Source organism: Phenylobacterium sp. (assembly GCF_046290725.1).
In the GTDB taxonomy this organism is placed as follows: domain Bacteria; phylum Pseudomonadota; class Alphaproteobacteria; order Caulobacterales; family Caulobacteraceae; genus Phenylobacterium.
In genome coordinates this window covers 15,475-26,477 of the sequence record NZ_JBKBUH010000008.1, presented here as the reverse complement: position 1 = coordinate 26,477, position 11,003 = coordinate 15,475, and the positions used below count along the sequence as shown (strand labels likewise).

15 protein-coding genes, 1 tRNA gene and 1 pseudogene are annotated in these 11,003 nt (G+C 69.0%); 14 read left to right on the top strand and 3 right to left on the bottom strand.

The window, feature by feature from the left end:
- Positions 1–221: 221 nt before the first annotated feature.
- The 3 genes from ACK41C_RS20740 (at position 222) to ACK41C_RS20730 (ending at position 2,852) form a co-directional block, all read left to right on the top strand.
- On the top strand, positions 222–1,418 hold the full coding sequence (locus ACK41C_RS20740) for a GNAT family N-acetyltransferase (protein ID WP_409658652.1): 1,197 nt from the start codon (positions 222–224) through the stop codon (positions 1,416–1,418).
- A gap of 14 nt (positions 1,419–1,432) precedes the next feature.
- Positions 1,433–2,341: a transcriptional regulator gene (locus tag ACK41C_RS20735; RefSeq protein ID WP_409658649.1), complete on the top strand. Its 909-nt coding sequence runs from the start codon at positions 1,433–1,435 to the stop codon at positions 2,339–2,341.
- A 142-nt stretch (positions 2,342–2,483) separates the two neighbouring features.
- Positions 2,484–2,852, top strand: a complete 369-nt coding sequence (locus tag ACK41C_RS20730) for a hypothetical protein (RefSeq protein ID WP_409658646.1) — start codon at positions 2,484–2,486, stop codon at positions 2,850–2,852.
- A gap of 4 nt (positions 2,853–2,856) precedes the next feature.
- On the opposite strand, the gene ACK41C_RS20725 is transcribed toward ACK41C_RS20730, so the two are convergent.
- Complete coding sequence (locus tag ACK41C_RS20725) at positions 2,857–3,039, bottom strand: hypothetical protein (RefSeq protein ID WP_409658644.1); 183 nt, start codon at positions 3,037–3,039, stop codon at positions 2,857–2,859.
- Between the two features lie 192 nt (positions 3,040–3,231).
- Between ACK41C_RS20725 and ACK41C_RS20720 the strand changes: the two genes are divergently transcribed.
- From ACK41C_RS20720 to rplA, 5 genes are all read left to right on the top strand, one after another.
- A tRNA-Trp gene (locus ACK41C_RS20720) sits at positions 3,232–3,307 on the top strand.
- 66 nt (positions 3,308–3,373) lie between these two features.
- The gene (gene secE, locus ACK41C_RS20715) at positions 3,374–3,682 is read left to right on the top strand and encodes a preprotein translocase subunit SecE (protein WP_409658641.1); all 309 of its coding nucleotides are present in this window, start codon (positions 3,374–3,376) and stop codon (positions 3,680–3,682) included.
- A gap of 9 nt (positions 3,683–3,691) precedes the next feature.
- Positions 3,692–4,261, top strand: a complete 570-nt coding sequence (gene nusG / locus ACK41C_RS20710) for a transcription termination/antitermination protein NusG (protein WP_409658638.1) — start codon at positions 3,692–3,694, stop codon at positions 4,259–4,261.
- A 277-nt stretch (positions 4,262–4,538) separates the two neighbouring features.
- Positions 4,539–4,970 (top strand): 50S ribosomal protein L11, encoded by a 432-nt coding sequence (rplK, locus tag ACK41C_RS20705; protein ID WP_409658635.1) that lies wholly within the window; start codon positions 4,539–4,541, stop codon positions 4,968–4,970.
- 4 nt (positions 4,971–4,974) lie between these two features.
- Positions 4,975–5,664, top strand: a complete 690-nt coding sequence (gene rplA / locus ACK41C_RS20700; RefSeq protein WP_409658632.1) for a 50S ribosomal protein L1 — start codon at positions 4,975–4,977, stop codon at positions 5,662–5,664.
- A 60-nt stretch (positions 5,665–5,724) separates the two neighbouring features.
- On the opposite strand, the gene ACK41C_RS20695 is transcribed toward rplA, so the two are convergent.
- Together ACK41C_RS20695 and ACK41C_RS20690 are read right to left on the bottom strand one after the other, a co-directional pair.
- Positions 5,725–5,898: a type II toxin-antitoxin system RelE/ParE family toxin gene (locus ACK41C_RS20695; RefSeq protein ID WP_409658629.1), complete on the bottom strand. Its 174-nt coding sequence runs from the start codon at positions 5,896–5,898 to the stop codon at positions 5,725–5,727.
- Between the two features lie 100 nt (positions 5,899–5,998).
- Positions 5,999–6,256 carry a CopG family ribbon-helix-helix protein gene (locus ACK41C_RS20690; RefSeq protein WP_409658626.1) on the bottom strand — a complete coding sequence of 86 codons (258 nt, stop codon included), beginning with the start codon at positions 6,254–6,256 and terminating at the stop codon, positions 5,999–6,001.
- A 104-nt stretch (positions 6,257–6,360) separates the two neighbouring features.
- On the opposite strand from ACK41C_RS20690, the gene ACK41C_RS20685 reads away from it, so the two are divergent.
- The 6 genes and pseudogenes from ACK41C_RS20685 to ACK41C_RS20660 form a co-directional block, all read left to right on the top strand.
- The gene (locus tag ACK41C_RS20685) at positions 6,361–7,557 is read left to right on the top strand and encodes an acetyl-CoA C-acetyltransferase (protein WP_409658623.1); all 1,197 of its coding nucleotides are present in this window, start codon (positions 6,361–6,363) and stop codon (positions 7,555–7,557) included.
- Positions 7,558–7,584: 27 nt separating this feature from the next.
- Positions 7,585–8,409 (top strand): enoyl-CoA hydratase-related protein, encoded by an 825-nt coding sequence (locus ACK41C_RS20680; protein ID WP_409658620.1) that lies wholly within the window; start codon positions 7,585–7,587, stop codon positions 8,407–8,409.
- Between the two features lie 71 nt (positions 8,410–8,480).
- Positions 8,481–9,557: a hypothetical protein gene (locus tag ACK41C_RS20675; protein WP_409658617.1), complete on the top strand. Its 1,077-nt coding sequence runs from the start codon at positions 8,481–8,483 to the stop codon at positions 9,555–9,557.
- A 27-nt stretch (positions 9,558–9,584) separates the two neighbouring features.
- Entirely contained in the window at positions 9,585–9,959 is a 375-nt protein-coding gene (locus ACK41C_RS20670; RefSeq protein WP_409658615.1) for a DUF5367 family protein, read from the top strand.
- A 331-nt stretch (positions 9,960–10,290) separates the two neighbouring features.
- On the top strand, positions 10,291–10,806 hold the full coding sequence (gene rplJ, locus ACK41C_RS20665) for a 50S ribosomal protein L10 (protein WP_409658612.1): 516 nt from the start codon (positions 10,291–10,293) through the stop codon (positions 10,804–10,806).
- 45 nt (positions 10,807–10,851) lie between these two features.
- A pseudogene (locus ACK41C_RS20660) lies at positions 10,852–11,003 on the top strand (50S ribosomal protein L7/L12); the annotation flags it as partial.

The window sequence follows — 11,003 nt, the reverse complement described above, 5'->3', positions numbered from 1 at the left end:
GAAGGCGGCCGTACGGTGGGCGCCGGCGTCGTGGCCAAGATCGTCGAGTAGACCTCGCACGTATCCGAAGCTTCGGCTGACAATCAGGCCGCCGGGTCACTCCCGGCGGCCTTTTTGTTTGCGCAGTCGGCGAACGCGTTATTTACCCCGCGGCCCTAAACCTCGCTCGCCTGGCGCGCGAGTTGCTCCGCTCCGGGCAACAGGGGGTGGAGTGTTCCGGAATGGGCGGCGAACTCAAGGTCGTCACGCTGAAGCCGGCGGAGCTGGACGCGCAGGCGCGCGCGCTCTGGGCGCGCTTCCGCGACGCCGATCCGACGCTGGCGAGCCCCTATTTCGACCTGCGCTATGTGCTGGCGGCCGGCGAGGCCGCGCCCGACGTCGAGGTGGCGACGATCCGGCGGGGGGGCGAGATCGTCGGCTTCCTGCCGTTCCAGCGGCGTGGCTCGCGGATTCAGCCGGTCGCCGCCCCCCTGACCGACTATCACGGCCTGATCGCCGCGCCCGGCACCCGAATCGACCTGACGGCGGTGATCGCAGGCCTGGGCGCCCGGCGCTTCCGGTTCTGCGGCCTGGTGGGCGGGGAGGGGAGCCGGATGTCGGCCCAGCCGCTCCAGGCGATGGTGGCCGACCTTTCCGAAGGGTTCGAGGCCTATCTGACGCGCCGGCCCGCCAGCTTCCAGAAGGACAAGCGCCGCCGCGCAAGGCGTCTGGCCGAGGACCACGGGCCGCTGGCCTTCAGCCTCTCGGATCGCGACGACGAGGCTTTGGATTACGTCCTGCGGCTGAAGCGCGAACAGCTGCGCCGCAGCGGCCAGCACGATGTCTTCGCCAGCCCCTGGACTCTCGGTTTCCTTCGTCGCCTGGGCGAGAGCCGCGACCCCGACTTCGGCCTGCGGATCGCCGCCCTGCGGGCCGGCGGCCGGCTCGTCGCCGCCGAGGTCGGTCTGCGCTCGGGGCCGACGCACCATCTCTGGTTCCCGGTCTATGACCCGGACTTCGCACGCTATTCGCCCGGCGCCCTGATGACGTTGGAGACCATGCGCGCCGCGGCCGCCGACGGCGTCCGGCTGGTTGATTTCGGGCCGATGGGCGAGCCCTACAAGCGCGACTTCGCCGAGCCCGGCCTCTGCGTGCTTGAAGGCGACGTCACCGCCGGCGGCTTGGTGGCCGCCGCGCGCACCGTCGCCGACCTGGCGCTGGCCAGCGCCCCGGCCGCGCGCCGGGCGTTGAGCGAAGTCGGACGCCGTCTCGACCGCCGCTGGGACCGTATCGCCGGTTGCGAACCGGCGCTGGAGGGCCGCCTCGGCGCGGCCTCCCGCATGCTGGGGCAGCTGGCCCGCCGCCGCCCGAAGACCTCGCTGGGCCTGGGCCTGGGGATCGGATTGAGCCTCGGCCTCGCCGGCCTGCTCGCCGAATAACAAGGATGACTGGAATGACCGCCACCGCGCCGCTCGTGCCCGCCTGGACTGCCGATCAGGCCGCGTCTTTCGGCAAGACCCCGATGACCTTCGCTCACCGCCTGGCGGAAACCGGCCTATTCGAGGACGAGGCCTTGGCGGCGTTGCTGGACCGCTATCCCGCCGAGCTCTACGACATCAACCTCTTCGACATCGACGCCGAGGGGCGCCTGACCCTGCGCACGGGCCAGCGCGGCCGTCTGCCGGGCCGCGAGGTGCTGGCGGGCGTGAAGGAGGGGCGCGTCTGGGTGCAGCTGCGCAGCGCCGAGACCTACTATTCGGAGCTGGGCCAGGCGATCCGCCGCGCCTTCGCCGACATTTCCGGCAATGTCCGCGGTTTCAGGCCGGTGCAGCTCACCGGGCAGCTGATCATCTCCGCGCCCCAGGCGAAGGTGCCGTTCCACGCCGACGCGCCGGGCGTCTGCCTGTTCCACATCCGCGGCAGGAAGCGGATCTGGATCTACCCCAACGACGAGGTCCACATGCCCCAGCGGGGCATGGAGGACATCATGCTCAAGCAGATCACCGAGGATCTGCCCTATCGCCCGGAAATGGACGCCGCAGCCCAGGTCTTCGACCTGGAGCCCGGCATGGCCGTCACCTGGCCGCTGCACGCGCCGCACCGCATCGAGAACCAGGGCACGTTCAACGTCTCGTTGTCGGTGGACTACCAGACCTGGGCCACGCGCATGACCAACGGCGCGCACTACACCAACGGCCTGCTGCGGCGCTGGAAGCTGCCCGTCGCGGCCATGGACGCCACGCCTGCGGCCGCGCAGGCCGTCCTTTGGGCCGCGCACCTGCCGCTGAAGCGGATGAACCTGCTGCAGGACCGCATCGCCCGGTTCGAGCGCAGCTTCGAGCTCGCCGGCGCGCAACGCTGAGTCGTTCCGACCCGGCCGGCGCGACCAGGAACCCGTTTTGACGTAACGGAGAAATTCGTCGTTGCCGCTCGTCCCGGCGCGGCGCACAGTCAAGCCGTCCAGGGAGGACGGACGGGTGCAAGGGGGCGAAACGAGCATGGGCATGTCATTGGGGAGAGTGTCGGCGGTCGCTGCGGCGATCGCCCTGTGCGGGGCCTGCAGCGGGCAGGGGAGCGGGCGGGCCCAGGCCTCGTCCGCCCCTCAGGGCGAGCCGGTGACCGCGGTCGGCTGCCCGACCCAGGCGGCTGAGAGCCAGTGCCTGACCATCGCCGCCAACGGCAAGGTCTACGACCTGGCCGGCGCAAACGTGGATATGAGCCGCAACGTCGGGGTCTCGATTCGCGGCCGGGCGGCCGGGGAGGCCACCGAATGCGGGCTGAAGCTCACCGACGTGAAGGTCGAATATCTCGGCCTGTCCTGCGGCATGGCGCCGGACCCCTACGGGCCGGACGTGAAGGACCCTTATCGCTAGCGGATCAGTCGGGCGCCGGAGGCAGGGGCTCCGGCTCGCCGGTGGCGGGGTCGGTCAGGGTCTTGCGGTTGCGTTGGCTCCCTTCGGAGCCCTTGGGTTCTGTGGCGGGCCGCGGCGGGCGGCCCGGGCGCATGTCCTCGTCGCGGGTGCGGGCCGCATCCTCGGGCGCCTGGGCGGGATCGGGCATGATGGTCTCCGTCTGGTGGCGTTCGGTCTCCAGGGGAACGCGGCCGCAAGCCGCTTCGATCCGCCTTGTAAGCCGGGAAGACCGCTGCTAAACGACCCGGCTCCGGCGATGAGCCGCGCGCGCCGGCGGGCCTTGCCGCCTTCCGGCGCGCTGTTCATTGTCCGGAGGGCGGGCTCGAGAGGGCCGGCGTGTAGGAGTGTAGCTCAGCTGGTAGAGCATCGGTCTCCAAAACCGAGGGCCGGGGGTTCGAGTCCCTCCACTCCTGCCACCCTATATGAGTAGCGAACCGGGCGCGGAGGTCCGCCGCCCGACTGAAGAGAGTCGATAGAGCCGGATGGCCAGGAAACCGGGTTCCAACCCGCAGGCGATGAAGAACCGCGCCGCCAAGACGGCCGCGGCGATGGCGTCCGGCTCGGCGCTCGCCCAGGACGCCCCGCCGAAGAAGAAGACCAACCTCTTCCAGCTGTTCCGGGAAGTGCGGGCCGAGGCTCGGAAGATCACCTGGACCAGCCGCAAGGAAACCTGGATCACCACCGTGATGGTCGGGATCATGGTCGCCCTGGTGGCGATCTTCCTGTCGCTGGTCGACTGGGTCCTGGCCACGGGCATGCGGCTGCTGCTGAGCCTGGTGAACGGGGGATAATTGAGAGACATGACCGACGTCGACACCGCCCCCGCCGCCGCCAATCCCCGCCACAAGTGGTACATCGTCCACGCCTACTCGAACTTCGAGAAGAAGGTGGCCGAGACGATCCGCGAGCAGGCCCACGCCCAGGGCCTGGACGAGAACTTCTCCGAAATCCTGGTACCCACCGAGGACGTGGTTGAGATCCGCCGCGGCCGGAAGGTCAACGCCGAACGCAAGTTCTTCCCCGGCTACGTGCTGGTGAAGATGGAGATGACTGACGAGGCCTATCACCTCATCAAGAACACCCCGAAGGTGACGGGCTTCCTGGGCTCGGGCTCCAAGCCGATCCCGGTCTCGGAAAAGGAAGTCGCCCGCATCATCGGCGCCATCGAGGAAGGCGTGGAGCGGCCCAAGCCCACCGTCACCTTCGAGATCGGCGAGCAGGTCCGGGTCACCGACGGCCCGTTCGCGAGCTTCAACGGTTCGGTGGAGCACGTCGACGAGGAGCGCGCCCGCCTGCGCGTCACCGTCTCCATCTTCGGCCGGGCGACGCCGGTGGAACTCGAATACGGCCAAGTCGAAAAGATCGCCTAGGCGGGCGATTGGTCCGCTGACATACGGCCGATAAGCTCGCCGCTCACTCTGGGCGGCGAGTTTCTTTTTGTACCGCCAACGCGGCGGGTCAGCCGAACCACCGCCGCAATCAAGTCCGGCTATTCGGTTGTTTCCCCTGATCGACCCTGCTAATAGCGCGCGCTTCGGCCCGCTGGGGCCGGCTCGCGCTCGCGCGCGTGAAATCCGTGGAAGGGGGCGGCCACCGTAACCCCGCACCACGGCTCAACCGGCCGGGCTTCCGGCCAAAGAGGAGAAGATGGCCAAGAAGATTCTGGGCTACATCAAGCTGCAGGTGCCCGCGGGCTCCGCCACGCCTTCGCCGCCCATCGGGCCGGCGCTCGGCCAGCGCGGCGTCAACATCATGGGCTTCTGCAAGGAGTTCAACGCCCGCACCGAAAAGGAGCCGAAGGGCACGCCCCTGCCGACGGTGATCACCGTCTATCAGGACAAGAGCTTCACCTTCGTCACCAAGACCCCGCCGGCGACCCACTACATCAAGGAAGCGCTGGGCCTGAAGTCCGGCTCGCAGAAGCCGGGCCGCGACACCGTCGGCAAGATCACCCGCGCCCAGCTGCGCGACATCGCCGAGAAGAAGATGAAGGACCTCAACGCCAACGACGTCGAGGCCGCCGCCAAGATCATCGAGGGCTCCGCGCGCTCGATGGGCCTGCAGATCGTGGAGGCCTGATCAGATGCCTAAGCAACCCAAGCGCATCCAGGCCTGGACCGGCGATCGCACCGTCGCCCATAAGGTGGAAGAGGCCGTGGCCCTGGTGAAGGCCAACGCCAAGGCCAAGTTCGACGAGACCGTCGAGATCGCCGTCAATCTGGGCGTCGACCCGCGTCACGCCGACCAGCAGGTCCGCGGCGTGGTGAGCCTGCCCTCCGGCACCGGCCGCGACGTTCGCGTGGCGGTCATCTGCCGTGACGCCAAGGCCGAGGAAGCCAAGGCCGCCGGGGCCGACATCGTCGGCGCCGAGGACCTGGTGGAACGCATCCAGGGCGGCTTCATGGACTTCGACCGGGTGATCGCCACCCCCGACATGATGGCCCTGGTCGGCCGTCTGGGTAAGGTGCTGGGCCCGCGCGGCCTGATGCCGAACCCGCGCGTCGGCACGGTGACCCCGAACGTCGGCCAGGCGGTGAAGGACGCCAAGGGCGGCGCCATCGAGTTCCGCACCGAGAAGACCGGCATCATCCACGCCGGCATCGGCAAGGCGAGCTTCTCCGACGACGCCCTGCTGGCCAACGTCCGCGCCCTGGTGGACGCCCTGAACAAGGCCAAGCCGTCCGGCGCCAAGGGCACCTACATCAAGAAGATCAGCCTCTCCTCGACCATGGGGCCGGGCTTCAAGGTGGACACCACCTCCGTCGGCGCCTAGCCGTCGGCGGTTTGCAGGATCAAGGGGCGCGGCGGCGACGTCGCGCCCCTTTTTCTCGCCTCAGTCCGGCCAGCGCTGCTTACCGTGACGGATCCGCAGCACCGCCACCTCGTCGCGGCGAAGCGCGTAGACGACGATGTGACCCGTGGCGGTCACCACCAGTTCCCGCGTCCCGGTCAAGCGGCCTGGGCGACCCCGCCCGGGCATGTCGCTCAACGAACCTATCGCCGACAACAGGGTTCCGTCGTCGCGCGTGCAGCCCGTGGGTTCTCATCGAAAAGGAAGTTGAAAGCCGAACGCAGATCCCGGGCCGCGGGGCCGGTGATGCGGACCTTCACTCCTCAGCGGGCCCGAGGCGCGCGGTCATGTGGGTGCGCAGTTCCCGTTCGACCTCCGCAAAATCCCTCACGTCACCGGCTTCAAGCGCATCCAGCCCCTCCTGGACCGCCTTCCGGAACTCGGCGTCGTAGTCGAGATATTCCCGCACCGCTTCCATCACCACGTCGGCCGCCGTCTCCTGGCGCGCCTGGGCCAGGGCGTCGAGCCGGGCCATCTGGTCATCGTCGAGGGTGATTGCGAGCTTGGCGGTCACGACGCCAGCCTAAACCCCGAGCCCGCGCCCGCCAATACGCCGGGCTTGACCCGCCCGCCATCCGGCTCCACTGACCTTCGAACAGCCGTTTGAGGGAAACCGCCATGAGACGCGCCGCCATCGTCAGCCCGATCCGCACGCCTGTGGGCAAGTTCCTGGGCAGCCTGTCGAGCCTCACCGCCGGCGAGCTGGGAGCGGTGATCCTGCGCGAACTGGTGGCGCGGACGAAGATCGATCCGGAAAAGATCGACGACGTGATCTTCGCCCAGGGCTACGCCTCGGGCGAGGCGCCGTGCGTCGCCCGCTGGTCGGCCCTGGCGGCGGACCTGCCGATCAGTGTGCCGGGCTACCAGCTCGACCGGCGCTGCGGCTCGGGCCTGCAGGCGGTCGTGGACGCGGCCATGATGGTCCAGACGGGCGTGGCCGACGTGGTGGTCGCCGGCGGCGTCGAGAGCATGTCGAACGTCGAATACTACACCACCGACATGCGCAACGGCGCGCGCATGGGCTCGGTGACCATGCACGACCGGCTGGCGCGGGGCCGGGTGATGAGCCAGCCGATCGAGCGCTTTGGCGTCATCTCCGGCATGATCGAGACCGCCGACAACCTGGCGCGCGACTATCAGATCAGCCGCGAGGAATGCGACGAATACGCCGCCATGAGCCACCAGCGGGCCGCCAAGGCCTGGGCCGACGGCAAGTTCGACGACGAACTCGTGCCCGTCGCCGTGAAGCAGAAGAAGGGCGATCCGGTGATCTTCGCCAAGGACGAGGGGGTGCGCGCCGACGCCACGCCCGAGAGCCTGGCCCAGCTGCGGCCCATCGAGAAGGGCGGGGTGGTCACCGCCGGCAACGCCAGCCAGCAGAACGACGCGGCCGCCGCCTGCCTGGTGGTGGCTGAGGACAAGCTGGCCGAACTCAACCTCGACCCCATGGGCTGGTTCGTGAGCTGGGCGGCGGCGGGCTGCGAGCCTTCGCGGATGGGCATCGGCCCGGTGCCGGCGGTTGAGCGGCTCTTCGCGCGCACCGGCATGGGCTGGGACGACATCGACCTGGTGGAGCTGAACGAGGCCTTCGCGCCCCAGGTCCTGGCCGTGCTGCGCGGCTGGGGCTGGGACGAGCGCGACCGGCTGAACGTCAACGGTTCGGGCATTTCACTTGGCCATCCCATCGGCGCCACCGGCGGCCGGATCCTGGCCAACCTGCTGCGCGAGCTGAAGCGCCGCGGCGGCCGCTACGGCCTGGAGACCATGTGCATCGGCGGCGGCCAGGGTATCGCGGCGGTCTTCGAGGCGGCCTAAGCTTCTCCGAAAACCGGGGAGGGTCAGATGGAGCTGAAGACCACGCGCTATGCGGTGGAGGCGGGCGTCGCGCTCGTCACCCTCTCCCGCCCGAAGCGGCGCAACGCCTGGACCGGGCGGATGCACACCGAATACCGCTGGATCCTGGCGCGGGCGGACGCCGATCCGGCGGTGCGGGTGATCGTGGTCACCGGCGATCCGGAGGGACAGGCCTTCTGCGCCGGCGCGGATCTTGGCGCCCTGGAAGGTCACTCCGAGAAGGGGCGCTATGATCCTGGCACGCCGGAGGACATCGCCCGGCCGGGCTATGGCGTCGATCCCCGGTTCGATGCGGCCTTCGCCTACCATTTCGGGATCGGCAAGCCGGTGATCGCGGCGATCAACGGCGCGGCGGCGGGCGTAGGCCTGGTGCTGGCCGCCTTCGCCGACCTGCGCTTCGCCGCCGAAGGGGTGAAGTTCACCGCCGCCCACGGACGTTTCAACTTCCCGGCGGAGTTCGGGCTTTCTTGGGTGCTGCCGCGGATCGTCGGCCTGACCCACGCCAACGACATCCTGCTTTCCAGCCGGGTGTTCACGGCGGAGGAGGCGATGGCCATGGGCTTCCTGAACCGCCTGCTGCCGGCCGAGCGGCTGATGGACGAGGCGACCGCCTATGCCCGCCAGGTCGCCGAGAGCGTCGCGCCCGGCTCGGCTCGCGAGACCAAGCGGCAGATCTATCGCGACCTGCACCGCGATGCGGCGGCCTCGGTCGAGACGGCCGAGCGTCTGCTGGAAGCCATGATCCGGGCGCCCGATTACAAGGAAGGCGTGAAGGCCTGGACGGAGAAGCGAAAGCCGCAATGGACGGGGTAGGGCGGCGCGCCCGCTTCGGTTAAGCTTTCCGCGGGCTCGCCCCAGACGAGCCGAATCCTCGGGAGGGCTGCATGCGCATTTTCAAGCTGGCCGGCGCCGTCTGCGCCGCCTTCGCCCTGGCCGCCGGCGCGGCCAAGGCCGAGACCTTCAGCTTCGTCGCTGTGGGCGACACCGCCTACAACCCGCCGGCCGACTACGCCGTCTACGAAGCCCTGATCGGCCGGATCAACAGGGCGAAACCCGCTTTCACCATCCATGTGGGCGACACCTGGGGCGCGGAGCCCTGCACCGAAGACCAGCACCGCAAGATCCTGGACTGGTTCGCCAAGTACGATCATCCAGTGGTCTACACGCCCGGCGACAACGAATGGGCCGACTGTCGCAAGGCCGAGGTGCTGGAGGCCTACCACCGCTATATGGGCGGAAAGGCGACACCGGAGGACCTGCAGCTCCTCCTGCCGCTGCGGGGGCTGGACGCGGGCATGACCAGCGCCGGCTACGACGATCCGATCGGCAGCCTGAACCTGATCCGCAAGGTGTTCTTCTCCCAAGCCCGGAGCGTGGGCGGCAGGACCATGCCGCTGGTGCGCCAGCCGGACGTCTCGCCGACCTTCAAGGAGACCTCGGAGAACACCCGCTGGGAGAAGGGCGGGGTGGTGTTCGCCACAGTCAGCGTGCCGGGCTCCTCCAACGGCTTCCTGATCGCCGACGAGGCCCGCGCCGCCGAGGCCGTGGCCCGCAACCGCGCCAATGTGGACTGGATCAAGTCCACCTTCGCCGAGGCCAAGGCCAAGAACGCCAAGGCGGTGGTGATCGCCCTGCAGGCCGGCATGTTCCTGGACGCCGACGGCGGCGACTTCACGAACAAGGCCCTGAACGGTGGGCGGGAGGGGCCCTTCCACTGGATCGTGCTGGCGATCCGCGACCTGGGCGGCCAGTTCGGCAAGCCCGTCCTGCTGATCAATGGCGACTTCCACGACTTCGTGGTCGACCGGCCGTTCATGGTGAGTCAGGGCGAGGCCAAGCCGCCGCTCTACGCCAACATCACCCGACTGCAGGTCTATGGCGCGCCGGAGCTGAAGGCGGTGAAGGTGGGCGTCGACACCGAAACCCCCTGGGTCTTCTCCTTCGAACCGCTCTACAACTGAGGCGACGGCGACGAGGGGGCGTAGGGCTTGCGGCTTATCCTGTGGTTCACCGCGCGGGGGATTTTCGTCTGGGCGGTGTCCACCGGCGCGCTGCGCCTGCTGCCCGAGGCCTGGACGCACCGGCCGGTCTGGACCTTCCTGATCACCGGCGTCGTGTCGGCGGTGGGGTTGAGCCTCGCCACGCTGCTGTTCCTGCGGCGGATCTCGGTCGAAAGCCGCCAGGTGGCGCTGGCGGCCTTCGTGGCGCCGCAGATGATCCTCGACGCCGGCGTGACGATCTGGTTCGCGCGGATCCTGACCAACTTTCCGCCCGAGCATGCGCCGCTGTTCGGCGCCTTCGTCCTCTGGTGCTACGCGGTGATGCTGACCACCGGCGCCGTCGCCGGACGCCCCAGAGGCTGAGGCGGCGGTTGTCTTTGCGCGCGCAAGCCTGTATAGGCCGCGCCTTCTAGAGTTTCGCCTCTCCGTCAGGGGAGGCGGGTTGGGGAGGTTTTCTCCCCATCCTGTCCGAGAACTGCGGGGTTTCCGGGGCCGCCGGAGACCGTAACGGGGGAAGAGCCCTTCCCAAGCCGCGGGGAGACGGGAAGATGACGCCTTACCGCCGGTCCTTCGGACACGGCGCGGGCTGCGGCTTCTCAAGGACAGGTCGACCGTGCGCGGGGCTCGCTCCGCAACCGGTCCTGCTTGCGCCGTCGGAATGGTTCCGGCGGCGAACCTGAGTATGGAGACCGCAATGGACCGCGCTCAAAAGCAGGAGTCGATCGAGACGCTCAAGGGCGTCTTCGCCGACGCCGGCGCCGTGGTCGTGACCCACAACCTGGGTCTGACCGTTGCGGAAATGACCGATCTTCGGGGCCGCCTCCGCAAGGAAGGCGCCCAGCTGAAGGTGGTGAAGAACACCCTGGCCATCGAAGCCCTGGACGGCTCGATCGGTGAGAAGGGCGACGCCCTGTTCACCGGCCCGGTCGCCATCGCCTATGCGCCGGATCCCGTCACCGCCGCCAAGGTCACCTCTGAATTCGCCAAGGGGAACGAGAAGTTCTCCATCGTCGGCGGGTTCATGGGCGCCGAGGTTCTGGACGCCAAGGGCGTGGGCGCGCTTGCGACGCTTCCGTCTCTCGACCAGCTCCGCGGCAAGATCATCGGCCTTCTGCAAGCCCCGGCCACCAAGGTCGCCGGCGTTCTGCAGGCGCCGGCCGGTCAGCTGGCTCGCGTCATGGGCGCCTACGCCGCCAAAGACGCCGCCTGATCGTCATCTTCCCCGACAATCCCAAAGTTCCAAGGAACCAACACCATGTCGAAGCTTGAAAAACTGGTCGAAGACCTCTCCACCCTGACCGTCCTGGAAGCCGCCGAGCTCTCCAAGCTGCTCGAAGAGAAGTGGGGCGTCTCCGCCGCCGCTCCGGTGGCCGTGGCCGCTGCTCCCGCCGCTGGGGGGGGGGACGG